Genomic DNA, 25,473 nt, shown 5'->3' on the forward strand with positions numbered 1-25,473 from the left:
GCAACTCCCCCTTAGCTGTTAATGTCCCGCCACCGTCTCTTCGAGCTCGAACTTTTGCGCTTCCTCCCATGACAACCCGTGGTTGTGGGACGACGCGTATTTGGTCACCGTCATTTCAAACAACCCCTCAGGGAGGGAAGAAAAGGCCTGCACCTGCGAGACGGAAGGTTCTGCCAACTGCATATACCCGTCTAACGTTAATGCGGGCGAACCGTCTTTGATCCCTTCCACCCACCTGTCAAACGATTCCTGTGACGTTGCCTCCACATCAAAGTACATATCGGCGAAATGAGTGCCCGTAAAATTGGCGCCGGAGCCCCAATAGGTCCCTTGCTCATCGGCCTGCAAATACAGCGTCATGGCCATGCCGGACATCGCGTACATCTGGCCGCCAAGCTGAGGGATCCAGAAGGAATTCATCGGTGAATCGGCTGTAATTTCAAACCGGACTGGTACCCCCTGCGGAATCTTCAGCTCATTCACTGTCGCGATGCCCTGTTCCGGATACTGGAACAGCCATTTCCAGTTCAGGGAGGTTACTTGGATAGTCAACGGCTTTTGCTCCGACTCTAATGGTTTGGAAGGCTCCAAGGCGTAAGTGCCTTTCACCGTAATTACCGCCAACATTAAAATGATGACAATTGGAATCCCCCACCAAATGGCCTCCAGTCTCATACTGTGCTCCCAACGGGGCGTATAAGCCGCTTTCCGATCCTTTCTGTCGCGGTAACGCCAAACGATGATCGCAGTCAGAATGAGAACCGGGATAATGACGATACAGCACAGCACCAAGGAGACGAGCATCAAATCCCGCTGTTGCTCGGCGATCGGCCCTTTGGGATCCAGTACGATCATGTTTTGGGTACATCCGGTAGTGAGCAGCAGCATGATCGGCATCAGAACTGCTGCTAACCGCTTGCAAGCTTTCGATAATTTCATCGTACTCAGCTCCTGTCGACTTTCTTTCGTTCTTGAATCAATCTCACTGTATAAGAGAACGATATAGGTGTCACCAACCACTGAATGGTAACATGCAACCAACCATGTTCAATAAATTGCTACATAATCAGATGATTGGGACAATAAAAAACTCCTCCGCGCGGCAGAAGAGTTGTACGTCACATTTGACGTTGCTTCCATTCTGTAAGCACACTGAACAGCAACGTTGCCAAACCATTGTGGAGAAGGCCTGCAAATAAATACACCTGAGCATTAGGGATGGTTACGGTCAGCCATGCGCCGCTACCCATTTGTCCAGCAACAAGGAAAAGCAGCAACAGGACTTCGGAGGACACTCCATTCCCTCTTCCTGATTCGCTCCATCGAACGAAGATAGAGAATACAGCAAGGAAGAAAAACAGGAGCAATGCAGCCACCCGATGAAGGAACACAATTCCGGATGCTCCGGACATACAGGAAATGATTTGTCCATTGCATAACGGCCAACCTGCACATCCGCCATCCGCTTCCATATGGCGGATGAAGGCCCCCAAATAGACAACACCATAACAGAAAAGCCATATCCCCCATACCGTCAAAGCAATGGGCTTGGGCGTTTGATTCCATTTCGTTTGTCCTACTCCTTTATTCATGCGGGTTATCCATAAAACCAGTAGCATACTGCTGGTAACCGCAAACAACGAAATACCAAAATGAAGCGCCATCACAGCGGGTTGCTGCGGTCATTTCACCGCAGCGGCTCCCATGAGCGCCTGAGTGACCGTAAACAATAGCGTACCACCTGCGTACACCAGCGCTTCCCTACTGCGCTTGTGGTGACGCCATGTATAAATGAAGGTGGCCAGCACCAGGAAACCGACGATCCCGGTGACCATTCGATGTGAGTACTCAATGAGGGATTCCAGCGTATAGGCAGGAATAGACTTGCCGTTGCACAATGGCCAGTCTTTTCCGCATCCGCGTCCGGAATCGGTTTTGGTCACGATTGCTCCAGCTAACAGCACAATAAACATACCTATGAAAGAGGCCCAAGCCAGCAGCCGATAACGCAACGAAAACAGATGGCTCACCGCCTTCACCTCTTTCTTTAATCGGGAATGACATACCTGCCTTTTGGTCTGGTCGCTTCATGTTGCTGCGCGCCATCCACGATAACTTTAATCTTCTGCAGAGTTGAATCCTCCGATCCTTTTACCGGGAGGCCCGCTTCCACATGACGCTTAATGTAATCGATGATTTCACGGGTTATCATCTGCCCGGGCATCAGGACTGGAATTCCCGGGGGATAGACATAGATAAATTCCGTGCAAACGCGTTCGCAGGATTGGTCCAGATCCAGTGACTCCGAACGTGTATAAAATGCTTCTCTTGGCGATAACAAAAAACGTGAAGCGGTAGGAACAGCAACAGGAACTCGGGGGACTGCTTTTTCACCAAGCCGGAACGTTTCCGACAAACGCCGCAATGCCTGAAGCAATCGTTCAACCTCTCTCTCGGTATCGCCAATCGTGATCAGACACAAAATGTTCGACAAATCGCTCAGCTCAACTTCGATGTTATTCGTTTCCCGCAGCCACTGTTCCGCTGCAAAACCGGATATAGGCAGCTGCTCCAGATGAATGCACAGCTTGGTCGGATCATAATGAAATACCCCTTCTTTTTCACATATTTCATCCCCATAGCAATAAAGACCGGGAATCTCGTTGATTTGGCGCCGGGTATCCTGAGCCAACCGAATCGTTTGTTCTGCCAAAGATTGTCCGTACAATGCAAGCTGCCTTCTGGCAGCATCTAGCGAAGCGAGCAGCAAATAAGATGTCGAGGTGGTCGTCAGCATGCTCATGAACGTACGAATGCGCTTAATGTTCACACGATTGCCCTTTACATTGAGTACGGAGCTTTGCGTCAGCGAACCTCCTAATTTATGCACGCTCGTGGCCGCCATATCCGCACCCGCCTGCATTGCGGACATCGGAAACTGATCGTGAAAATGGAGCAGCGTGCCATGTGCCTCGTCTACTAGAACCGGGATGTCGTAACTGTGAATTAACTCGACCATTTGAAGTAGATCAATGCTGGTCCCGTAATAAGTCGGATTGATGAGCAGTACGGCCTTTACATCCGGTTTCCGTTCAATGGCTTGCCGAATCGATGCCAGGGCCACGCCATGCTCGATTCCAAGCCGCTCATCCTTCTCCGGTTCCACCCATACGGGGATCGCTCCAGCAAAAATGACAGCGGATAAAATCGATTTATGCGCATTACGCGGAAGAATAATTTTGTCGCCTGGGGAACAAACTGACATCAGCATCGTCATAATGGCTCCAGTCGTTCCTTGTACGGAAAACAGCGTATAGTCCGCGCCAAAAGCATCTGCCGCCAATTGCTCAGCCTCGCGAATCACACCTGCCGGTTGGTGGAGATCATCCAGCGGTACGATATTGATCAAGTCGATGGACAAAGTATTATCTCCTAAAAAGGCTCGAAATTCCGGATCCGTCCCCTTCCCCTTCTTGTGGCCGGGAATATGAAATTGCAGCGGATCGCGGGCGGCATGCTGCTGCAGTGCTGTAAACAACGGTGTTTGGTGGTGATCCATGCATAATCTTTCCTTTCAGAGAACGCGATCCTTGCTGTCGCCGCCATCTTCCATAAAGAGCTTCTTTGCTAGAAGTATGGCATTGATCAGCCTATCGACATCTTCTCTCGTATTGTATACATAAAAACTTGCACGGACGGTCGCCGAAACATCCAGCCACCGCATCAGCGGCTGGCAGCAGTGGTGACCGGCTCTAACCGCCACCCCGCTAGAATCCAGTATGGTCGCCATATCGTGCGGATGAATGGAACCGACATTAAACGTGATCAAACTCTTTCTGTTTGCCAACGGCCCGTATATAACAACATCCTTGATAGAGGACAATTGCTGTACCGCATAATGGAGAAGGTCGGCGTCATGCGCCTCAATATGCTCCATTCCCACTTCGTTCAAAAAATCGATTGCCGCTCCCAGCCCTATCGCCCCGGCGATCATTGGCGTACCGCCTTCGAAGCGCCAAGGGGATTCACGCCATGTTGCCGAGTACAAATCCACATGATCGATCATTTCGCCGCCAAATTCGATCGGCTGCATCGTCTGGAGCAGTTCTCGTTTGCCGTATAACACGCCGATACCGGTTGGTCCACACATCTTATGACCCGAAAAGGTATAAAAATCGCAATCCAAATCTTGTACATCCACCGCCATATGTGGAATGCTCTGCGCTCCGTCGACCAACACGATTGCCCCTTTCCTATGTGCCTGATGGATGATTTCCTTCACCGGATTAACAACGCCCAGAACGTTGGAAATATGGGAAATCGCTACGATTTTGGTCCGCTCCGAAAGTGTATTTTTCACATCCTGCATATCGATCGTGCCATCGGACTGCAGCGGAATATAACTCAGCGTGGCCCCCGTCGCGGCTGCGACTTGCTGCCATGGAATCAAGTTGCTGTGATGCTCCATGGGCGTCATGACGATCTCGTCCCCTTCTCGGCATATCGCTTTGGCAAAACTGCTCGCGACCAAATTAATCGCGGTTGTGGTGCCTCTGGTAAAGACGATTTCCTTTTCTGAACGGGCATGTATAAACCGGGCTGTTTTGACCCTCGCCTGTTCATAGGCATCGGTTGCACGCGAGCTCAGCGTATGAACGCCACGATGTACATTCGCGTTATCTCGTTCGTAATACCGCTTAATGGCTTCAATGACCTGGATCGGTTTTTGCGAGGAGGCTGCACTGTCCAAATACGTAAGTGGGTGCCCATTGACTTGCTGATTGAAAATCGGGAAATATTTTTTGATATCCGCAACATGCATTCAGCGCACCTCCCGCAAGTCGGTAACAATATGAACCAATTCCTGGGCCAGTTTCTGCATGGCAACAAAATTTCCCGATTCGATCCAATGCCGATTCACCAGGTTTCCGCCTATCCCAACTGCGAAAGCGCCAGCCTCCAGAATCTCCCGAATGTTGTGCAAACCGACACTTCCGGAGGCGATCATCGGAACATGATCCAGCGGTGCGCGAATTTCCTTCAAATAAGCAGCGCCGCCCAGTGAACCGGTCGGAAATACCTTGACGGCTTTCGCTCCGGCTTTGACCGCTCTTACGATCTCCGTTGGCGTCATGACGCCGGGATAAACATCGACTTGATTCCTGGCGCCATAGGCAATGACTTCTTCGTCCAGATTGGGCGAAACGATAAATTGAGCGCCTGCGTCAATCGCTTGTCTCGCCATCTCGGCATCCAGTACGGTGCCGACACCGATTAGCAAATCGCGGCCGTACGCCTTTCTCCAGCGTTCGACCAGCGTGTAGACTCCCTCGGTGTTGGTTGTGACTTCAAGAAAACGAATACCGCCTTGCACCAACGCTTCAACGGTTCGATCCCCAACACCCGGATGCACGCCTCGAATCATCGCCATGATTTTTTCTTTATTCAAACGTTCTAGTATATTCATAACGTAGCTCCCCTCCCTCACCGTAAATTTAATCCGAATATAACGGGTATCTTGCATCGCGTAACCATCCATTCTTGGTTTTTTCCTTACCATCCGCTTTTCCGATCAGATGAAATCGGCTTGCTCATAAGTATCGTCAAATGGGTGGTTACTTTTCGGGAGAAACCATTTATATTCATGCCATACGACCAATTTTTCAATGTAGGAGGGGATAAAGCTTGAACGATACATTCAACATCAGGGTGCGAGATACACTGCAAAAAATGACTCCCTATTCGCCGGGAAAGCCGATCTGGGAGCTTCAAAACGAATTAGGACTATCTAACATCATCAAATTGGCCTCAAACGAAAATCCGCTGGGGCCATCACCCAAAGCGCTTGAAGCTGTTGCAAGCTCGTTATCCGATATTCACCGCTATCCGGATGCAAGCACCACCCGCTTGCGACAAGCACTTGCCACAGGGCTCGAGATGATTCCGGAACAATTCATCATCAGCAACGGCGGTGATGAGTTGATCACACTCGTCGCCGAAACGTTTCTTGAACCGGGCGATGAAGTGATTGTCTGTTCGCCTTCCTTTAGTGAATATGAATTTGGCGCGCATCTGATGGGGGCAACCATCGTTCCGGTAGCCCTTGACGAATCCTTTCGGTTCGACATCGACGCCATTGTCGGAGCTGTGACCGCGCGGACCAGATTGATCTGCCTCTGTTCGCCCAATAACCCGACCGGCACCTATCTATCGAAAGACGTTCTGCATCACCTACTCGACGTTTTGCCGAAACATGTCGTTATATTGCTCGATGCCGCTTACAGCCAGTTTGCGACCGCGTCTGACTATACAAACGGGTTGGAATTTGTTCGTGCCGGGTACCCGGTTATCGTGCTGCAAACCTTTTCCAAGATATACGGTCTGGCGGGACTGAGAGTCGGGTATGGGGTTGCATCCGAAACCATCATTCAACAAATGATCAAGGTAAAAGAACCATTTAATGTGAATGCTCTGGCTCAGGTCGCTGCCACTGCTGCTCTTCATGACGCTGAGCACGTACGTTTGACGCTGGAAGCAAATACGAAAGGCAAATTGCAGCTTTATCAAGCCTTTCAAGAGATGGGCTTGTCTTTTGTAGAAAGCATGGGTAACTTTGTGTTGGTCGAAATCGGGGCCGAGGCAAAACACATATACGAAGCCCTCATGACCCGAGGGATCATCGTACGGTTCGGAGGGATCTGGAACCTGCCTTGCCATCTTCGCATTTCAGTTGGATATAGGGAGGAGAATTCAACGTTCATTCAAGCCATGGCTGATATTTTGACGCACGACAATTAAAATACCGATATGTCTTAAGTAACATAACTCTGGAGATAGGAGCTGAAAGCTATGCTTACAGAACAAACTTTACAGGGCGTTATCGTTCCCATCGTTACACCGTTTAATCAACGCGGAAATTTGGATGTGAAATCGTTCAAAGAACTTGTCAAGCGATTGGTGAGCAAAGGGATACACGGTCTCGTAGTAAACGGAACGACCGGGGAATCGCCGACCGTTGAAGAAACCGAATTGGAGACCTTGATTTCAACAGCGCGCAACGAAATGGGGGAGATTCCGCTGATTGTAGGCACCGGTTCCAATAACACCGTTGCCACCGTTAAAAAAAACACTTGGGTCAAATCTCTTGGAGCCGATGCTGCACTCGTCGTTACTCCCTATTACAATCGTCCTTCACAGCAAGGCATTATTCAGCATTTTCAGGCTTTAGCCGAGGCAGACCTGCCCATTATTCTATATGATATCCCGCATCGTACCGGCGTATCGCTGGAGCTGGAAACGGTGAAGGCCATTATGGGGATGGATCATGTCATTGGACTGAAAGAGAGTTCAGGTAATATAAAGCGTGCTTTTAAGCTTGCCCGTTCCCTGACCAAGCCAGTCTTATGCGGAGAAGACGAGTTATTTTTCGCTTCACTTTGCTGTGGGGGGAAAGGCGGGATTTTAGCTAGCGCCAATCTGGATAGCGATCAGTTCGTTCAAGTATATGAGTTATTCCGGGCTGGAAAAATAGAGGAATCGAGTCAACGATTTGACCAGTTGCTTCCTCTTATACAATTCCTGTTTTCGGAGCCGAATCCCGCTCCGCTAAAATGGCTTCTCGCCGAGCGCGGACATATCCGCTCAGATCGGCTTCGCCTGCCCATGACCTCGATTAGTAGCGAAACAGCAAAAAAGGGAGTTCAACTGCTATAAGAGACATCAAGGAAATCTAAAAAAATTCGATAGCGGCATTATTGAATGTAACAGCTAACAAGGAGTTGAACAGCTCCTTGTTAGCATTACATTCTTAACGCTTGTCTGCTCAGACAAATATGTAAAATTGGCAAATCGGATAGTTAGCAAAGGATATTCCTAAACGAAATGTCTTATGATGGATAGCAAAAGTAAAAAAGCGATTACGAAACAGAGGCGCATCAACCATTTATCTTGGCGATCAAATATATTCATGACAGGACCCCCTTCACATATCGAGCATTGAATAGAAACAGCCTAAGCAGAAGAACAAGGGATGGAACCAGCAGCACGAAACCCGCGGCAAAGGCAACGACCAGTGCCCGTCCCATTGCCGGATTTGTCACGCCACCATACAACGTCAAATACGGGTATAGTAGGTAGGTAGGGAAGATGAGAAAGGCCGTATCCGTAAAATGCGAATGCGAACTGCAACATCACCATCACAAATGCAATTCCATAGGATTTGTGGTGGCTGCTTCGGATACTCGGAGATACCCTCGTATAATCCATGGCTGTCTGCCAACCTCCGCATAAAACCAATGTACGAATCCATAGACGGAGGCGTCGTCACGCAATTGGTATTCCTCTTCCTAATCTCCTTCGCTTTCTCAAACAGTCTCTGCCGGAATGCGTGCAACATTTCCCCTCTTTGCTCCATCGAAACATGCGCTGGCATGCGATAAAAGGAGGACGTACTTCAATACCCGCATAAGCGAGTGTCCATACTTGATCTCGATCAGATGATGCTCTAACATACCAATCTGCCGATCTTGCCATAGTCTTCTGCATCGGCACCCGTTGGCGTAACGAAGGAGTGAGAGGGCAAAGACCCGATCCTTGTTGCGTCTGCAAAAAGAGTTGCAAGGCTGCTCGTATGACATGCTCGTCAGTCATACGACAATTGTATTCACGCGATATATATTGCTCGCCTGACAGCACAGACAGAGCACAGACCAACGGTCCATTGGCGGACTGTTCTATTTGCTTTGCGATGAAGTTGGTACGATTGATTGGGCTGTCGCCCTGCAACAATTGGTTGATTTGATCACCGAGATCGCAACGAAGGCAGGGAAAAAGATTTCCGCTCTTATTCAACGTCAACTCCAGCGGGCAACTTTATACAGTGACTTCAGGCAAAGCCGTTGTCCGTCCACGATGTAGCGCTTGTTATCGTTCTTGACCATGCCAATCACATGAAGCCCGCGATTCATGACTTCTTGGATGAGCGGCGCATGGGTACACCTCATCTCTAATGGTAGAGTATATAACTAAAGTTTCATTGGAGGGCGCACACCCTCCTGCTAGGCCTAAATTAATGTCCTAGACTGTGTTTGTTTTATTGAACTCCCTCGGTACGATTTAATTTTCTCACGATTGCTCGCTTATTCGCAGGATTTCATCCTTTTTTTAGGGAATGAAAGTTAGGAAGAGTGACCCCATTATAGACGTTGGCAACATGAAGGCGTACGGAAATAAAGGGGGAGGTTGTCGCCCCATTCATTTCCAGATACTGCACACATTCTCCACGCCGCCCAGGGAGGTTTTCACTCCCATGTCTCACAGGACAAAAATCATCCGAAATAATTGAGCGCAGGTGAACCCGGATTTTTTCTTGAAGCCCGCGTTGTTCAAGTGTTTGATGACTTTCAGTTCCTGAAATGCTGGTTTGATTTAGGTTGGCAGTTGATCGAATGGCTGTTTTTGCTCTATCATATAGAGGACACCTCTTCTGTGTGGTAGTGGAAGCTCGACACTCTCACTTTACCAAACGAAGTGGTGTTTTTCTATTTATCAAGCTTGTTATACAATCAATCATACGTTCAGGCTGCAAGTGGTCTTATACTGATTTATTAGGTGCGAAAGTTGAGTTAGGAAGTCCAGTCTAAGACTTTATTTTCATTTCACACCTGATGCCTGGTTTTTATTTCGTGAACCTCCTTTCTTGCTCATGTTTGATTACGAGAAAAAGCATAATACAAGTAAGTATATAAATCAAACGATATTCGTATAAAGCGTTTAGTTCGTAAAAATCTTTTATTGTTATTTAGTTTTTATGTATACTATATAGACCAGAGGAGGCAACGAAAACATGAATTCCAATACAGGGAACGATACCAATCCCCAAAAAGAGATGAGAAACAAATTAGTCAATAAAGTGCTTCCAATCATCGTCAAAAATGGCTTCCAATCATTGCGGATGGAAGAGATCTCGAAATATATGGATGTAAGCAAAGCAACGATGTATAAATACTTTGCTTCAAAAGATGAAGTTTTAGAAAGTATTGTGGCTTCTCTTATCGACTATATAAATGAATTGGTAGTAAAATTCTGCGATACTTGCCAATCTTACGGAACGGGGTTTCAGCAGTTGTTTGAACAATCACTCTTACTGGCCGCATACATTTCAGACGTTTTCTTAACGGAGCTGCAAGCGATGTATCCGGAACTTCACAGCCATGTGACAGATGCGATGAGGCTGCGGGAAAAACATATTTTGCAATTTTATCAGGAAGGACAAAATAAACATATATTCAATGAGTTCAATGGATATCTGATCTTCTTGCAGGATAATGTCCTGGTCCGGGCCATGCTGGATATAAAATTTTTAATGTCTTATCACTTGACCCTTAATCAAGTTCTAGTGGATTATTATCAATTGATGAAGCATCAACTGTTTAGACCAGAGCAACTGCATACTGTAGACGATACCAAATTTACAAGCAAACTTGATTTTTTGGCGAATAAAATTACCCGTGACCTGTTTTGAAAGCGCAACTGCATTTTTTTGCAAAATGGTATAGCCGATCCGTCTGCAATGAATTGCATGTTGCTAACCGGAAGATGACGGAACGGGACGAACTTGTTCAACGTTTGTAAATTAAAGATCATCATCGAAAGTACAGCCTGATGGAGACTAAAACTGGGAGCAACCGAGCAGGCAACGCTTGAAACGCCTTCTCGTTTGCTTTTTTTATTTTGTGAATTTACATTGTCGCTTGCTCAAACTTTTCCTCCTGCATCATCAACCACATACTTCCTCAGCGACCCACACGTTCAGCTGTGAAGCTGACCTGCCAAAGCTTGCAGTTAAAAAGTGATGTAAACTTCATTAAACCCAGGTTCAGCTCAGTGTAGCTCCGCTTAATTAAGACGGTAGCTCCCGCTCATTGACTCACTGGCTCTATGTCATTGAAATATTCGAATTAAACTAATTTTACATATAACGTTTAATTTGTTTGACTTTTGTCGTTGACTGATGCTACACTACGTCTTGAAAATGAATTTATCCATTTGAGGAGGATCACAAATGAGTACGATTTTGATTACAGGCGCTTCTTCAGGGATTGGAAAAGCAACAGCCCGCTTTTTTGCGGATAAAGGTTGGAATGTGATTGCCACGATGCGTTCCCCGGAAAAGGAAACGGAATTGACAGGACAGGAAAACATTGAGGTGATAAAGCTGGATGTCGAGAATCGCAATGAAATCCACGAGGCCATTAACTCCGGCATCGCACGCTTTGGAAGGATCGATATTCTGCTGAACAATGCAGGCTATGGAACAATGGGAGTTTTTGAAGCGGCGACGGAAGAACAACTCCAAAAACAATTTTCGGTAAATGTATTCGGAATATTTGCGGCAACTAGGGCGATCTTACCGCACTTTAGAGCTAACAAGAGCGGAATTATCATTAATGTCTCTTCCATGGGCGGGAAGATTACGTTTCCCAACGGTTCGTTGTATCATTCCACCAAATTCGCCATCGAAGGCTTCACCGAGGGGGTTTATTATGAACTCGCCTCACAGAACATAAAAGTCAAGATTATCGAGCCTGGAGCCATCGCCACTGATTTCATGAGCAGATCCATGGATCATCTCGTTGATGAATCGCTGACAGATTACAAAGAATATCTAGACAATATGAACCGGAAATTGTTGACCATGTTTGCAGGAAACAACTTTACTCAGGCAGAGGAGGTTGCCGCGGTCATCTATCAGGCGGCGACGGACGACTCAGACCAGCTCCGATACGTAATCGGAGAAGACGCCAGATCAGCTATTGAGATGAGAAATCAGGCAGGCGACGAGGCATACGTGAAAAATACGGCGCAAATGTTTGTATAAGCCTTCTCACGATTTCAACGTGAACGGCAAAGGAGGCGTCTATTGCGAAGACGGCGATATCGCGGAGGTCGTATCGGCAGACAGCCCGCTGCAGCGTGGAGTCCTTAACTTTGAGAAATGGAAGGAGACTAAAAATGAGAACAGTCGAATTGGGAACACAGGGTCTAAAAGTGAGTATAGAGGGCTTGGGCTGCATGGGCATGAGTACGACCTATGGCCCGAGTAACGACGAGGAGAGCTTGGCTACGCTTCGTCGTGCCATCGAGCTCGGTATCACTTACTTCGACACAGCAGAGGTTTATGGGCCTTTCCACAACGAGGAACTGCTTGGACGCGCATTCGCAAGCATTCGTGACCGTGTAGTCATTTCGACCAAGGTCGGATTCGGCCACACTGATGACGGCCAGCTCAAAATCGTCGACGGCATACCTGTCGTGAATGGCAGACCAGAGAATATCATCGGGGCAATCGAGGGGTCGCTACGCCGGTTGAAGACGGATTATATCGACCTCGTATATCTTCACCGCATCGATCCGACGGTACCGATCGAGCAAACAATCACGGCGATGAGCAAACTGGTCACGGACGGTAAGATTGGCCACATCGGTCTGTCTGAGGCATCTGCTGGCACAATCCGACGAGCTCACGCTGTTCACCCCATCACTGCCGTTCAGACCGAGTATTCCCTATTCGAGCGCGGTGTGGAGTCAAACGGCGTGTTAGAGACGGTGCGCGAGTTGGGCATTGGCTTTGTTCCTTACTCGCCGCTAGGACGTGGGTTCCTGACCGGTCAGCTTAAGGTCGATCAGCTCGACCCTACCGACTTCCGTAACTATGACCCTCGGCTAAGCGGAAAAAATTTAGAGTCCAACATGCGTATCGTCGAGGCGATCAGCCTCATCGCTAAAGAGAAGGGAGTTAAGCCCTCCCAATTGGCCTTGGCTTGGACCATCGCACAGGGTGGCGTCCCGATCCCCGGTACCCGACGGATTAAGTATCTGGAGGAAAATGTCGCCGCGGCGGATATCATTCTGTCTAAAGAAGAGTTGGCCAAGTTCGACGAAGTTGCCCCCGTTGGAGTCGCATCGGGTGACCGTTATGCCAAAGGCTTAATGACGCAACTCACCCTATAATCAATTAGCCCAGTATCCGGAATCAATACAAGACAGGAAGTACGTTTCACCGACAACGTAGGTCGCTGTCGGTCCGGGAAGCCGCCAGGTTACAGTCGTTCCCGGACAATTTCTTTTTTGAAGGGCCGCGAACATCCATTTTCATACAAATTAGAAATGCGGTTCCTCCCCTTATGGCAGAAAATATTGCGAAAAAGATTGATCTGAAGTTGAACGATAAATTCGAAAAACAATTGACTTTAAATTTGTAGTGACAGCCTGTCTTTGGCATGTATATAGTTGGAAAGCAATAATTTCAAGACCCCACATCTTCAGATTTGGGGTCTTTTGTCATTTTTTATTGCAAACATCAACCTAGGCGTAAAAGATGGCACGGGGCTTGCCTAGGCATATCCGGGTTTCCATCGGTACAATGGAGGAGAACGAAACCTTTATTTCGAACCTTCAAGTGATCTTGAAATAAATGAGAAATAAAATGAACCAACCTTAATCCAGAAAAAGCCGGACTAAGGTTGGTTTCGAGTTTTCACATATTACGGTGTTACATTCCTCCTCTTCAGTAACTTCAACATAGCCATACCGGCCAATAACGCCCAGACTGGCGTTGAGACACACAGCATATTGACATGGAGCGCGGCTATTGAAAAGGTTACAAGCACGGGTATGAACAGGACCCTATCTGAGAAAGAGCTCTTCAGCCCTTTAAGAAATAACCCCATTAATGAGAATCCTGTCATCATGGTTACAAATGGGGACGGCAATGCATTGATCATATCAATCACTCTCCATGACAAGGCACCAAAGCCTATGACAATCAGACTCGAAATGAGGGCCGCCCCATATCTTTTTCCCTTGGGTCCCGCTTCCGCACTGCTGCAGAGGGCGCTCATCAATCCTCCGACAGTCGCAGCGTTCCCCCCAAACAGACCTGCGACTATACTTGCAAACCCGGATGCCGTCAGAATTTTATTCACGGGGGGATGAAATTGATTGCCTTTCAACGATGCAAGCGCTACTGCAAGATCGTTACTCAAGATTAACACAGACATCGGAACCGCAATCGACAATAAGCCTTCCATTGTGAAGTGAGGGATCACTGTTAATGGAGGAATAAACTCAACATGCGGCAAGGTAGGATACCGGTATTCGAAGCTCAGTCCAATTAGACCCAGAAGAAGTGAGCACAATGCCGGAGGTAATCTTTTGGAGACTCTAGGTATCAAGAAGTACCCTATTCCGGCTAATAGTCCGGCATATGGTAACTCAACGGCTGCAGGAATGATTCCAATGACATAAGATAGCAGAACTCCTGCCAGCAATGCGTCAATTAATGGTTTGGGTATAAAATCTATTACTTTTGCGAATATTCCGGAGACTCCCGCCAACAGAATAAGTACTCCCGACATCACAAATGCACCCGCCAGTTGGGGATAGGAAAAACCGATAGCAGTTGTACCTAGGAAAGCAGTGGCCGTAATGGAGTGAGCGCCGGCAAACGGGACCTTGTATTTCAAGGTCAACAACAGATTCAATAAACCTCCAATAACATATGCCGAGGTGAACCATGAGACAAGCTCACCTTTGGATAACCCAGCAGTTTCCGCTGCTTGAACAACCATTATTGCTCCACCGGTACAAGCCAGCAAAGCAGACATAAAACCGGTCATTATCGTTTTTGTGCCCACGATAACCACCTCCCGCTTATTATCATAAGAGGAACTTAAAAACATGTCGACATCCACTTTCATGGGGTTTCTGCTGCCATTTCATAATTAACTTTTGGACATAAAGGATACACAGTATTGAAAAATCCTGATATATCAAGCATCAGGAAAGGATTCGTTTAAAATCCTCGATCTCTCAATTATTATCATGATAATAAAAAGGCAATGATATTAAACCATCCAATTGAAAGGGAGAGATACCATCCACAGAATGCTAAATGATATTGACGAAAAAGTCGGTTAATTTTGATAAATAAGTGGTATTATAAAATTCAAATTTGTCTGGTTTGGTTAGATCTGACTACTCAAGGGGATTATAAAATGTGGAAGCCTGATCGCAGTAATAAAAAAGCTCTTTACGAGCAAATTGCCGACCATCTCGAGCAAAGAATTTCATACGGGGAATTTCCTCCGGGCAGTTTACTTCCCTCCGAACGGAAACTAGCCGAACAACTTGATGTGAACGCAGCACCATTATTTCGGCATTCGCGGAGCTTCGATCCATGGGAATTATCGAAAGCCGTACTAGCAGCGGAACGCGAGTTAGTACATCCAAATGGGGGGCGACTCCAAAGCATACCCCAAACTGGAGCCGGTTTGCCGAAGGAGGAAGCTTTCTTCCTAACTTACCGTTTATGCGGAGGATCCGTGAAGCACTTGTTCAATATCCTTCACTGATCGATTTTGCGAGCGGTGAACTATCGGCTGATTTAGCTCCAACAGATGAAATCGCTACGTTAATGAGTAAACACGGATATACCTCTTATTTGGGTTACGACAACCCCCAAGGTTCGATTCCATTAAGACAGGCTTTAGTTGATTATCTGCAGAATTATCGAGGAATCCAGACAACGGAATCCTCCATTCTAATTACATCAGGATCTCAGCAATCGTTATATTTAATAACACAATGTCTTCTGTCTCCTGGTGATGCTGTTGCAATAGAAGATCCTTCCTACTGCTATTCACTGCCTATGTTCCAATCGGCGGGACTTCGTTTATTCCGCCTACCAGTCGACAATCATGGCGTACAGCCAGATGATATTCGCGCTTTATACAAAAAGCACCGAATCAAGATGGTGTTCTTGAATCCGAATTACCAGAACCCATCAGGAACGGTACTAAGTTCTGAGCGGCGCAAACGTCTTCTTGATTTGGCAAGCGAATTAGGTCTTCCTATTGTAGAAGATGATCCATTCAGCCTGACGTCTTATGATGTTGATCCTCCTCAGGCGCTCAAATCAATGGATTCCGTGGGCTCGGTTCTATATATCGGCTCGTTCTCCAAGATTGCCGCTTCTGGCTTACGGATCGGGTGGATGGTAGCACCTCATTCCATTGTGGAACGGCTTGCGGATGCCAGACAACAGATGGATTTTTGATTAAGCATCATCCCACAGCAGGTAGCGGGACAATTTTTACAACCATCTATTTTGATCCTCATTTGGATAGTCTTCGTATGCAACTGCAATTTAAACGGGATTTGCTCATCGAATCCTTAGAAAAGGAGCTTCCCGGTCTAATCGATTACGTGGTGCCAGAAGGAGGATTGCATCTATGGTGTAAATTGATCCCGGATATCCCCGACGGTAAACTATTAGAGGAATCGATTAAGAAAGGAACTATTTTTGTGCCAGGGAGTGTTTATGGTTCCGATTCTGGTTACGTACGTTTTACATTCGCCAGACCGAAACCAGAGGAAATTGCTCCGGGGATATCCAAATTTGCTGCAGCACTCCGTGAGTTAATTGAATGACGTTTACAGAGTAGGTGAATAAAAGAAAACAACCGCCGAGATCGTATCTCCGCGTTTGTGTATCGATCTATATACGTATTCCATAAAAAGGAATGATTTAAAATGGATGGTCACCAAAGACCTAAATTTCCCCATCTTTTTCATTGCCATGATCTTCCCATCTTCTTGAGTAGGCTTTATTTGTAACCCAGAAAGTCATCCAAGCAAGCACGATGATAATGAGTGCAGCGGCTATCCATACTCCCACCGGAACATTCATGTTTGTACCTCCTATTAATTAATATTCGTCTCGGTAAGCATTGCTCGGATATTATCATAACCATGTTTAGTGTTTCTGTAACCGTCCAATTTATTGACAATTGACCCATCCACTTGTGACGGTTGGTTCAGTCGATTAATTCTCTCTGGTTACCCGCAATCCTTCGCGTTATTCGACATTGAATCTTAAAACAAGGAGCAGTTGCGGTTGCAAAAATTTCATTCAACCAAATTACCCGTTAATTCAACCTTTACTTCAGAAGTTTACCATCGTATTCCGATAATTGAATTGCGACCAACCAATTTAATACCAATGTCTTCAACATCTATGGAAGGGTCCTTCAAACCAATATTAACAATTCCACCATTTGCCTGATCAATATAATTAGTATATTCTCCATTTCGGGTTTGGACGCAACATCGAATCCGTTTACGGTGGCGGTTCCGATATCTGGTTTGAGCAGCGTGGTGAGGATTTTGACAACCGTTGTCTTGCCCGCCCCGTTGGATCCGAGCAGGGCGAAAATACGGCCCTTTTCCACCTCGAAATCCACCATCCATGCCTTTAAGGGCAGCATAGGTCAGCTTATCCATGACTGCGCCGTCAAAGCAGATGGTTTTGATGGCACGGTAATATTTTTTTGACCACGAAGACGTCGGAAAAGACACGTTCTTGAGTGTCGCGCCCTTAAACGAAACTTCGTTCAGTGCCGCCTTGTCAAACTTGACGCCGATAAAGGTTTGCCCGTCAAAACACAGCCCACCCAGGTCGGAATATTTGAACTCCACGCCGTCAAAGATACAGTTTTCAAAGATTGTTTTTCTAAGGTCGGTCGCCGTTAATATGACGTCGGCCAGCTTTACGCCTGTAAATTTAACTCCGTTCAACCCTGACGAGCTGAAGTTGGTGCACACAAGAATCGTTTTATTGAAGCTTGCATTTCTAAGGTCAAGCGCTGAAAAGCTGCAAGCTATCCGTGCGCTGCTGTCAGGTCAGACGGTGGGCAATGATATAAGGGTCGCGCTTGCGTGGTGCATCGGAATTATGCTCGTAGCTTATATCTTTGCGATTGATAAACACCATTTATGCCTTTATTTTTTCAAAAAGGAGCAGACGGCGGATGTATTTGCCGAATCGCGTCCCATAGAAGCACTTAAATGATTATAGCCGTCTTGAGCGGGATGAAACATTATTATATTGATATTCCTAATTACGTAATAGAAATGGATGTTTCTATTTTCATAAAAATAATGAGAAAAAAGGAGCCTTCTTTTAAGCTCCTTTTGACTTGGGGGCAACCATTGGCAACCAATATAGAAAGGAGATGTACAGGCTCACCAGAGGTAAGTGGTGATCACAATAGGAAACCCGAAATTACCGATAGCCGTAGTAAACAGAGTGATGATCTGACGAGAGAGTTACGTATAGGCATTTCACAGTATGTAGAATTTTATAATACAGACCGCCCTCATTAATCACTGGACAATGTAAATCCTGATGACATTTACTCTCAACATATATTAGCAGAAGCATCGTAATCGGATGACCGAATTACCCACTTCAAACAAAGGAGGACATAACTTAATTTATTGAAATTCGTGTCTTGACAATGAGCATTATAAATTACCCTAAATTACAATTTTGAATATTATCAAAAATACAGTTCCATTAGTCCATAGCATTGTAAATTTTGAAAAAATAAACTAGGCATTTGTGCTCAATTATTGATGAAAAGGGAAAATTTACTTTTTATTTACTTCCTGTTATCATTCATCAAACAAAACTGAACTATTCTATAAAAATGAAAATTAGGAGGTTAAAAGAATGAAAAATCAAGGTAAACGGCTTGTATCCACTATTATTGCTCTAATAATGTTGTTTAGTTTGGCTTGCAGTGCATGGGCAGAGTCTAATAGTTTAACTTCAGGGAAGTCTAAGAGAATAACTCCTTTGGGATTTTCGTCTAACGTAAGAGCGTCAGACACATTTTCGTTTAAGACATCTTCAGCAAAAGATAAATTAAATATTACAAGCGGTAGCGTTCCAGATTATATTTCTATAAATGATGGAACTAAGAATATAAATTTGTCTAATGCTAAAATCAGTTTACTAAAAGGCACAGATGGAACAGCATATTCTATAACTAATTTACCTACAGTTGATAAGGCTAAATCGTACACGTTAAAAATTAGTAAGTCTAAAAATTCTTTAGATAAAATTGCTTTTAAACCAGCAAATTCTTCTAACACGGATCTTAAAGTGCTACATAACGCCATTCACATATCAAGCATCGACAACGCTAATAGCTCTATTTATATGATACCTCAATATAATGTTGAACAATTGCTTGCTGAAATTGACTCAACAGACAATTCTATTCAAAATTATTCTGTTACAGATAGTTCGGGATCAGAAAAAAGGTTATCTGATGAAATAGTTAATAATGATATATTAACTGTTGTTGCTGAAGATAGAACGTCCAAAAAGTTTACAATACATATATCAACTTTAAAAGCAAACTTGCAACAATATACAGTAGGTCAAACTCAAGATATAATATTAGAATATTCTATTAATAGAACCACACCTGAAAGAAAATATTTATACGGAACGTTAACATTTAATTTGCCAGATGGAATAACAGCTTCATCTACAGATACTTTCGATTTAATTGGTCGTGGTTTCGTACAATTAAATGATGCTGCTATAGCTTCTGCAAAAGACTATAACCATTCAGGAAGAAACTGGGTTAGAGATATAAATTCTAATGAAGATTTACGAACAAAAGTGGAAATAACTAATGGTGGAAAAACTGTCTCTATAAAGAATACAGATTTTAGCGCTTACAATGGTGTTGATGTTATTCTTGTTTTGAAAAACAAAACAATTCCAAGTCAAGGCGGAACTTTCAGTGCAACTTTTAGTGGCAAGGCTTATTCAGGAACACCTCGCGAAGTGGATTATACTGAAACAGGAACTACAAACTTCAATGTAACTTCAAACGTAACAAATTTAGTTAGAAAAGCTGATGATGTTTCATATAACACACCAACAACTGTTGTTCTAGAAGCGGATTCAATTAATAAACAAGCTAGTGTTTATGCAAGCTTAGACAAAGGATTAACTTGGGTTAATACAGGAGCAGTTTTAAATTCACAACAAGCAATACTTACTAACCTTTTACCAGATACAAACTATTACTTTAAGCTTGTAACATCAGATGGAAGTTCAAACATGGTAAGCTATTATTCAGGTATATATGACGTTACAAATTTTGGAGCTGTTGCTGACGCAACAGTAACAGATAGCGCTGGTGACATTATTAGATATACCGGAACAGATAACTCTGCTGCTATAAATGCAGCAATTGTTGCAGCAAGCAAAAATGGCGGCGGAACGGTTTACTTCAAAGGAAACTCAAATTTCGCCTCTAATAGCATACATTTAAGAAGCAACGTATATTTATATTTTGACAAAAACTCTCAACTTATAGCTTTAGACAATATCGACTCAAGAGAAGATAGTTTAAATTATCCTTTCGCATTGGGGCAAGATGACGGTCATGGCTATTGGGAAGACGCTCTTATGTGGGGCGTTCGTGTAGAAAATATAAAGATTCTTGGAAATTCAGCTAAATTTTATGGAAATATGAATTTATATACTGGCTATAGTAGTCCTTATGTTCCTGGTAAAGGAACTAAAACTATTTCGTTAAAATTATCTAAAAATATAGTTATTGGAGGAACAGATGAGGATAACGTTTTAACCTTTGAACAAGGTGGCTGGTTCTCTATCAACTCAACTGGCTGTGATAACATTAGAGTTCAAAATATGTTATTGCCTAACTCTACTTCTGGTCGTCAAAGAGATACATTCAACTTTATGCAAAATAACGACGCATCTGCTTATAACGTTACAACTTTGAAGTCTAGTAATGACGTAGCAAAATTAGGAAGCGATTTTTCTTTAGGATTTGTTAGACACGTTTCTAATATAAATATTGAAAAAATTGTTGCTGGCGACATAGCCGGTGGAAATGTATTCCAATTAGGCTCAGAAACAGTTGGGGATATTGAAAATATAACAGCAAAAAATTTATCTCTTACAACAAATGCTAACAAAACTGGCGTTGCCATATGGGTTAACGACGGTTCAAACGTAAGTAACGTAGTCCTTTCAGATTTAGATTTAGAAAACACATCTGGTGGAATTGCTTTTGGTGTTTCTCCGCGTTTTGAAAGCTCTGGGTTTGACGAAGATGGAATTTTTCAAACTTCAAGACTACCTCTTGGAATTAGAAGACCTGGTTCTATTTCAAATGTAACGGTTGATGGGGCTGTTTTATCAAAGAACGCTGGAGGAGATGGAGCGTTCCCAATTGTTATTCAAGGATACAAACGATTTCCAAGCACTGGATCTGCAGGCCAAGTTGACGTTGGTTCGGTTGGAACTATTGTAGATGGAGAAACTTATCCAGTCAGCAATATAACATTTAAAAACCTTGATCTTACTGCTTCCTTTAACCCTGCCAAAACTGCTTCTATGCCAGTTTTATCAAACACTACAAAAGTTATAGCTGAAGCTAAAAATGGAGGTAACTATAGAACATCATCATATGCAAATGCTAGTTTGTTCCCTGCATATGGTATTCTTATGAAATATGTAGATAATGTAACGATTCAAGACAGTTCAATAAAATATGAAGACGCATTAAGAAATGATAGATTTGCTATTGTTATTGATAATGGAACTGACGTTAATTTAAGCAACCTAGATATTTTACAAGGCGGGTTAATTGGCAGTGCTATACAAGTTAGAGGTACCTCAAGTTATAATTTTAGCAACATAGGTGTTAAAACTTTCAATAAAAATTATAAAACACAAACTGCAACTGTGTATCCTAACGCAAATGGCAATTCAAATTTTGATAGTTCCGTAGAGGCAAATTTATCACAGTCATATGTTTTCCCAAGCATTGTCTCTGACACAGCTGTAGATATTGCATATACAAGCACACATATTAACTCTGTTTCAGGCAGTGCAATTGACATTAAAGTTGGAACTACAGTTGGGGATGTTTTAGGCGAGTTAATATCCCTAAATGGTGTTCAAACTATTTCAGTTATAGATGGTAGTGGAAATGCTGTTGCTTCAACTGTAGTTATTACAACAGGTAATAGTCTTAAAGTTATTTCAGCTGATGGAACAAAAACTACGTCATTACCATTTACTATCGATGGTGCCGTACAGGCAAATTTATTACAATCATATGGTTTCCCAATCATTACCTCTGGCACAGATGTAGATCGTGGTTCACTACCTGATGCAGCATAAGCGCAATGGACATCTCTGATGATTCAGCGCAAGCGGAGGACATGGAATTAACAGAAAAGTGGTGGTGCAAGTATAACACCTTGCACCACCACTTTTCTGTTTTAGTCAATTGTTGCCTTCTTCAGCAGGGGAAAGCACTATAGTACGAAGCTAGACCGCGATGGTGAAGGAATAGCTAATGAGCGAATATTTATCAGCAGGCACGTCTGGATTACCGGAAGAATTGTTCGACGATTTAATCCATGCGACAAATTTGAATCCCGGTGATCGATTGTTGGAAGTGGATTGTGCTACAGGAAAGGCTACTCTCCCGTTTACCAAACGCGGATTTAATATCACGTGCGTAGAACTAGGCGCTGAGCTTGCTGCAGTTGCCCGTCAAAACCTTGTCGGAATGGACGCTGACATATAATCAACGGGATCTTCGAAGACTGGCAACCGGAGGCGGAGAATGGGTTTGATCTGGTATTCGCTGCAACCGCTTGGAAATGGATTGATCCCGAAGTTCGATACATTTAGGCATGGCAGGTCCTTCGTCCACGATTCTTTTGTATTATGGTACTAGGTTCTTGTCGTAAGCCATCGACAAAGAACCTGGCACCATAATTGTAAACGACATATCTTTGATCCTTTTACTTTGTTAATAGGCTTTTCCAACTGCAATCAAAAATGACACAAATCTGCAACCTGTGCAGATCGAATGTAAAAGAAGATCGGGGCAATAATACAATCTTTCTGACTAACTGTCTCTATCGCCCAGCGTTCTCGGTAGATCTGACTGATTTCGTCGGCCCCCAATTTGTCGGCAGGGGGATGTAGAGTGTTATGGTCATGAAGCTATAGCGGTATTAATGAGGATTAAAACCCTGCGTGAACAGCTATATTCACTACCTAACATTCGGGATATTCTAATGAACGAGGTATTTTAACATCTTCAATACGGATTTAATATTACAAAAATATTCAAAGAAGACCTTTGGTGGAAACATAAAAAGACAATTCGTCAATGAATACGATGAATTGCCTCACTGCTTCATTTTTAATTCGAAAACGTATGTTTAACATACATCATCTTTCGCCTATAACTGATTGTCGTGTACTGGTTTTATATATTATTTGATTTTTTTGGGTCAACGTCTTTTCTATCTCCGCGAGCTTGAAATGCTTTTTTTTCAATTCATCTAACCGTTCCTTAAGCTGCTCGATTTTCGTTTCATACGCTTGTTGTTTTTCTGAATAGAGAGTGAATTCTTTTTCCTGAATCCCCATCTTCTTCAATTGATTTGTTGCCTTTTCAGATGTTTCTATTTCGGCATTGTATTTCTTTTTTAAAAGCATTTTCTTAAGCGTTGAGGATTGAACTTCTTCATATATCGGTTTGTATTTAGAGTACGTTTCAATGGTTTGAATGGCTAGCTTCATTTTTTGATTCATTTTATTTGCATCTTTTATGACCGCATTGATCTCCCGAAGTTGATGTTCGATTGTATTAACTGCTTTGTTCAAGTCGCTTCGGCTTTTCAAATTTTGATTTGTAATAAATTTAAGTTGTTGAGACAGTTTGGATATTTCAATATCCGACTTAAAATCCCTTTTGGTATTTCTTTGTTTTGAATAGGTGGCATTACGATCCGTCAACGTACGAAGAAGAGCAATAGTCAGGATTAAATTAACGGCTAATGATCCTCTTCTAAATTGGTACTGCCTTGCAGCCTCCAGTAGTTGATTTTGTTTTGGTTTACTATTAAATCGATACTTATACTTCCGTTTCGATTCTGTGAAATTAAATTCCGCAAGTTGAATACGTTCTTTAATCTTTTCTTCCGAGTATTCGTATCCAAGTGTTTTCCCTCTTACCGATCTCTCCATATCTGGATGCTTGAAAGTCATATACTTAACACGGCCTTGCTTAATCGTATAGCGAAGCTGCTCCATCTGTACCATAAAATCTTCAAATGATTTCGAGGATTTTATGACGGTATCAATATCATTCCTAATTTGCGTTTTCCATGAATTCCCGCGCTTATCATCTTTCCATTCCTTATAAGATTTTGATATAGAATCCTTCTGGAACGGAATGACATTGAGGTTATAATCCTTCGCAACCTCATCTGAATATTCCCTTGCGTCTTTTAGGCTTTGCTTGCATGCGTTGAATTTCCTTCCATCAAGCGAGACCGAATTAATAATGATGTGGTTGTGATAATGCCCTTTATCCAAATGGGTGCTGATAATAAATTGATATTTGTCTCCGAACATTTTTTCAGCCCACTTCAATCCAATCTCATGTGATATGTATGGATCGGTTATTTCTTTCTCCTTGAAAGATTGAATGAAATGAAATCCTAATGTCCCCTCTTCCTTATTGTGTTTTTTCTTATTTCCAATCATCTGCTTATAGGCTAGTTTGTCATTTGTTGCACAATTCACGCCTGTCACTAACCAGCCTTCATCTGTTTTTGTCTCATTTACGATGTATTTTAGGGATCGATTCAATGTCGTTCGTATGGTTATTTGTTTTACGTAAGGCACTTTAAAAATCACCCCCCATCGTAAAATTTTTCGATCTGTCCATAAATGCCTTCTAGCTGTTTCTTCAAATATTTAATATCATCCAAACTGACATATTCCACTTCATTAGCACGACGAGCTACTTGGTTGATGTTATTTCCGATCTTATTGACTTCATACACTAGTTGCTCCACCTGAGAAAAATCTTGTTTAATGATATATCCCTCCAGCGCCATTTTCCGAAGGTACTTGCTTCGATCCAGTTCTGCGATCGCCGCTTTTTTATCGATCATTTCCATTTCATGTCCCGTCACGAAGAACTTAACTTCCTTATTTCTATACCGGTTTTTCGGCAATCATATCACCTACTTTAATGGGTCTTAGGGCAAGCCCTAAAATAATTGGGGTCTTAGGGGGAACCCCTAACAAGCAGTAATTACGGAAGTGTGGCTACCCTTCCAATGCTTGCTTCCCCACTCCATCACTATTCTATCTCCCCCCATTTTATCATTTCCATCATTTGGTTTAAATGAGCCTGAAATAACAAAATTTTCAATCCCAACTTCCGTGGTGTATACCGTTACGAATGCAGCCACTTGTCCCCCACCTCCTGTTTTCCATTTTACACCGGATCAAGTGGGGTGTCTCTATATTGAAGTGAGAAGAGCATGCGAAGGTGCTCAACGCATTGGCTTAATTTCATTTCCCTCGGAATCTATGAACTTTACCGCCAACTTCCCATTTAAGCCAAAGAATTGTTCGACCTCTGTGCCTAGGCCGATAGATCGAAGCTGATTGGCCATAGGAATTTCGCTGAGCAACACTTGTATATCCTTTTCTATTCTTTCAAGTATCTCAACAATCCGTTCGAACCCTTG

Annotated in this window: 18 protein-coding genes and 7 pseudogenes; 11 read left to right on the forward strand and 14 right to left on the reverse strand. The window is 43.8% G+C overall.

Annotated features, from left to right (window positions below):
• Nucleotides 1-18 precede the first annotated feature (18 nt).
• From cyoA to ACFPYJ_RS00790, 5 genes and pseudogenes are all read right to left on the reverse strand, one after another.
• Entirely contained in the window at nt 19-939 is a 921-nt protein-coding gene (gene cyoA, locus ACFPYJ_RS00770; protein ID WP_379186122.1) for a ubiquinol oxidase subunit II, read from the reverse strand.
• Nucleotides 940-1,118: 179 nt separating this feature from the next.
• Nucleotides 1,119-2,039: pseudogene (locus ACFPYJ_RS00775) on the reverse strand (COX15/CtaA family protein).
• An 8-nt stretch (nt 2,040-2,047) separates the two neighbouring features.
• A complete protein-coding gene (locus ACFPYJ_RS00780; protein ID WP_379186124.1) occupies nt 2,048-3,559 on the reverse strand; it encodes an aminotransferase class I/II-fold pyridoxal phosphate-dependent enzyme in 1,512 nt (503 codons plus the stop codon).
• A gap of 15 nt (nt 3,560-3,574) precedes the next feature.
• Entirely contained in the window at nt 3,575-4,822 is a 1,248-nt protein-coding gene (locus ACFPYJ_RS00785; RefSeq protein ID WP_379186125.1) for a cysteine desulfurase, read from the reverse strand.
• A complete protein-coding gene (locus ACFPYJ_RS00790; RefSeq protein ID WP_379186126.1) occupies nt 4,823-5,467 on the reverse strand; it encodes a bifunctional 4-hydroxy-2-oxoglutarate aldolase/2-dehydro-3-deoxy-phosphogluconate aldolase in 645 nt (214 codons plus the stop codon).
• A gap of 218 nt (nt 5,468-5,685) precedes the next feature.
• Here ACFPYJ_RS00790 and hisC point away from each other — a divergent pair, with 218 nt between their 5' ends.
• Nucleotides 5,686-6,798: a histidinol-phosphate transaminase gene (gene hisC / locus ACFPYJ_RS00795; protein ID WP_379186127.1), complete on the forward strand. Its 1,113-nt coding sequence runs from the start codon at nt 5,686-5,688 to the stop codon at nt 6,796-6,798.
• A gap of 51 nt (nt 6,799-6,849) precedes the next feature.
• On the forward strand, nt 6,850-7,713 hold the full coding sequence (gene dapA / locus ACFPYJ_RS00800) for a 4-hydroxy-tetrahydrodipicolinate synthase (RefSeq protein WP_379186128.1): 864 nt from the start codon (nt 6,850-6,852) through the stop codon (nt 7,711-7,713).
• A 251-nt stretch (nt 7,714-7,964) separates the two neighbouring features.
• Here the strand turns inward: dapA and ACFPYJ_RS00805 are convergent.
• Nucleotides 7,965-8,220 (reverse strand): annotated as a pseudogene (locus ACFPYJ_RS00805) (cytochrome d ubiquinol oxidase subunit II); the annotation flags it as partial.
• A pseudogene (locus ACFPYJ_RS00810) lies at nt 8,214-8,294 on the reverse strand (cytochrome ubiquinol oxidase subunit I); the annotation flags it as partial. The pseudogenes ACFPYJ_RS00805 and ACFPYJ_RS00810, both read right to left, overlap by 7 nt.
• 292 nt (nt 8,295-8,586) lie before the next feature.
• Here ACFPYJ_RS00810 and ACFPYJ_RS00815 point away from each other — a divergent pair.
• The 5 genes and pseudogenes from ACFPYJ_RS00815 to ACFPYJ_RS00835 all read left to right on the forward strand — a co-directional run.
• Nucleotides 8,587-8,916: pseudogene (locus ACFPYJ_RS00815) on the forward strand (hypothetical protein); the annotation flags it as partial.
• A 928-nt stretch (nt 8,917-9,844) separates the two neighbouring features.
• Nucleotides 9,845-10,522, forward strand: coding sequence for a TetR/AcrR family transcriptional regulator (locus tag ACFPYJ_RS00820; RefSeq protein WP_379186129.1), 678 nt, complete (start codon nt 9,845-9,847; stop codon nt 10,520-10,522).
• A 540-nt stretch (nt 10,523-11,062) separates the two neighbouring features.
• Nucleotides 11,063-11,878, forward strand: a complete 816-nt coding sequence (locus ACFPYJ_RS00825) for an SDR family oxidoreductase (RefSeq protein WP_379186130.1) — start codon at nt 11,063-11,065, stop codon at nt 11,876-11,878.
• A gap of 134 nt (nt 11,879-12,012) precedes the next feature.
• Nucleotides 12,013-13,011, forward strand: a complete 999-nt coding sequence (locus tag ACFPYJ_RS00830) for an aldo/keto reductase (RefSeq protein WP_379186131.1) — start codon at nt 12,013-12,015, stop codon at nt 13,009-13,011.
• 14 nt (nt 13,012-13,025) lie between these two features.
• Complete coding sequence (locus ACFPYJ_RS00835) at nt 13,026-13,262, forward strand: DNA cytosine methyltransferase (protein ID WP_379186158.1); 237 nt, start codon at nt 13,026-13,028, stop codon at nt 13,260-13,262.
• Nucleotides 13,263-13,544: 282 nt separating this feature from the next.
• Here the strand turns inward: ACFPYJ_RS00835 and ACFPYJ_RS00840 are convergent, their stop codons facing one another.
• Nucleotides 13,545-14,696, reverse strand: a complete 1,152-nt coding sequence (locus ACFPYJ_RS00840) for a benzoate/H(+) symporter BenE family transporter (RefSeq protein ID WP_379186132.1) — start codon at nt 14,694-14,696, stop codon at nt 13,545-13,547.
• A 360-nt stretch (nt 14,697-15,056) separates the two neighbouring features.
• Between ACFPYJ_RS00840 and pdxR the strand changes: the two are divergent.
• Nucleotides 15,057-16,491: pseudogene (gene pdxR, locus ACFPYJ_RS00845) on the forward strand (MocR-like pyridoxine biosynthesis transcription factor PdxR).
• 121 nt (nt 16,492-16,612) lie between these two features.
• Here pdxR and ACFPYJ_RS00850 read toward each other — a convergent pair.
• From ACFPYJ_RS00850 to ACFPYJ_RS00860, 3 genes and pseudogenes are all read right to left on the reverse strand, one after another.
• Nucleotides 16,613-16,750: a hypothetical protein gene (locus ACFPYJ_RS00850; protein WP_379186133.1), complete on the reverse strand. Its 138-nt coding sequence runs from the start codon at nt 16,748-16,750 to the stop codon at nt 16,613-16,615.
• A 400-nt stretch (nt 16,751-17,150) separates the two neighbouring features.
• Nucleotides 17,151-17,303: pseudogene (locus tag ACFPYJ_RS00855) on the reverse strand (ATP-binding cassette domain-containing protein); the annotation flags it as partial.
• Between the two features lies 1 nt (nt 17,304).
• Nucleotides 17,305-17,718 (reverse strand): annotated as a pseudogene (locus ACFPYJ_RS00860) (pentapeptide repeat-containing protein); the annotation flags it as partial.
• A gap of 189 nt (nt 17,719-17,907) precedes the next feature.
• Between ACFPYJ_RS00860 and ACFPYJ_RS00865 the strand changes: the two are divergent.
• The 3 genes from ACFPYJ_RS00865 (at nt 17,908) to ACFPYJ_RS00875 (ending at nt 22,496) form a co-directional block, all read left to right on the forward strand.
• Entirely contained in the window at nt 17,908-18,225 is a 318-nt protein-coding gene (locus ACFPYJ_RS00865) for a hypothetical protein (RefSeq protein WP_379186134.1), read from the forward strand.
• Between the two features lie 349 nt (nt 18,226-18,574).
• Nucleotides 18,575-22,084 (forward strand): hypothetical protein, encoded by a 3,510-nt coding sequence (locus tag ACFPYJ_RS00870; RefSeq protein ID WP_379186135.1) that lies wholly within the window; start codon nt 18,575-18,577, stop codon nt 22,082-22,084.
• Between the two features lie 178 nt (nt 22,085-22,262).
• Nucleotides 22,263-22,496, forward strand: coding sequence for a class I SAM-dependent methyltransferase (locus ACFPYJ_RS00875; RefSeq protein WP_379186136.1), 234 nt, complete (start codon nt 22,263-22,265; stop codon nt 22,494-22,496).
• Between the two features lie 656 nt (nt 22,497-23,152).
• Here the strand turns inward: ACFPYJ_RS00875 and ACFPYJ_RS00880 are convergent.
• From ACFPYJ_RS00880 to ACFPYJ_RS00890, 3 genes are all read right to left on the reverse strand, one after another.
• The gene (locus ACFPYJ_RS00880; RefSeq protein ID WP_379186138.1) at nt 23,153-24,616 is read right to left on the reverse strand and encodes a relaxase/mobilization nuclease domain-containing protein; all 1,464 of its coding nucleotides are present in this window, start codon (nt 24,614-24,616) and stop codon (nt 23,153-23,155) included.
• Between the two features lie 8 nt (nt 24,617-24,624).
• Nucleotides 24,625-24,951, reverse strand: a complete 327-nt coding sequence (locus ACFPYJ_RS00885; protein ID WP_379186139.1) for a plasmid mobilization protein — start codon at nt 24,949-24,951, stop codon at nt 24,625-24,627.
• Between the two features lie 66 nt (nt 24,952-25,017).
• Nucleotides 25,018-25,191, reverse strand: coding sequence for a hypothetical protein (locus ACFPYJ_RS00890; RefSeq protein WP_379186140.1), 174 nt, complete (start codon nt 25,189-25,191; stop codon nt 25,018-25,020).
• Nucleotides 25,192-25,473 lie beyond the last annotated feature (282 nt).

Source organism: Paenibacillus solisilvae (genome assembly GCF_042656405.1).
GTDB classification, from domain to species: Bacteria; Bacillota; Bacilli; order Paenibacillales; family Paenibacillaceae; genus Paenibacillus_Z; species Paenibacillus_Z solisilvae.

Bases quoted from the DNA above. Each gene is read 5' to 3' on its own strand.
- cyoA (WP_379186122.1), bottom strand. From the start codon at position 939: ATGAAATTATCGAAAGCTTGCAAGCGGTTAGCAGCAGTTCTGATGCCG.
- ACFPYJ_RS00780 (WP_379186124.1), bottom strand. From the start codon at position 3,559: ATGGATCACCACCAAACACCGTTGTTTACAGCACTGCAGCAGCATGCC.
- ACFPYJ_RS00785 (WP_379186125.1), bottom strand. From the start codon at position 4,822: ATGCATGTTGCGGATATCAAAAAATATTTCCCGATTTTCAATCAGCAA.
- ACFPYJ_RS00790 (WP_379186126.1), bottom strand. From the start codon at position 5,467: ATGAATATACTAGAACGTTTGAATAAAGAAAAAATCATGGCGATGATT.
- dapA (WP_379186128.1), top strand. From the start codon at position 6,850: ATGCTTACAGAACAAACTTTACAGGGCGTTATCGTTCCCATCGTTACA.
- ACFPYJ_RS00820 (WP_379186129.1), top strand. From the start codon at position 9,845: ATGAATTCCAATACAGGGAACGATACCAATCCCCAAAAAGAGATGAGA.
- ACFPYJ_RS00825 (WP_379186130.1), top strand. From the start codon at position 11,063: ATGAGTACGATTTTGATTACAGGCGCTTCTTCAGGGATTGGAAAAGCA.
- ACFPYJ_RS00830 (WP_379186131.1), top strand. From the start codon at position 12,013: ATGAGAACAGTCGAATTGGGAACACAGGGTCTAAAAGTGAGTATAGAG.
- ACFPYJ_RS00850 (WP_379186133.1), bottom strand. From the start codon at position 16,750: ATGAATGTTCCGGTGGGAGTATGGATAGCCGCTGCACTCATTATCATC.
- ACFPYJ_RS00865 (WP_379186134.1), top strand. From the start codon at position 17,908: ATGATTATAGCCGTCTTGAGCGGGATGAAACATTATTATATTGATATT.
- ACFPYJ_RS00870 (WP_379186135.1), top strand. From the start codon at position 18,575: ATGAAAAATCAAGGTAAACGGCTTGTATCCACTATTATTGCTCTAATA.
- ACFPYJ_RS00875 (WP_379186136.1), top strand. From the start codon at position 22,263: ATGAGCGAATATTTATCAGCAGGCACGTCTGGATTACCGGAAGAATTG.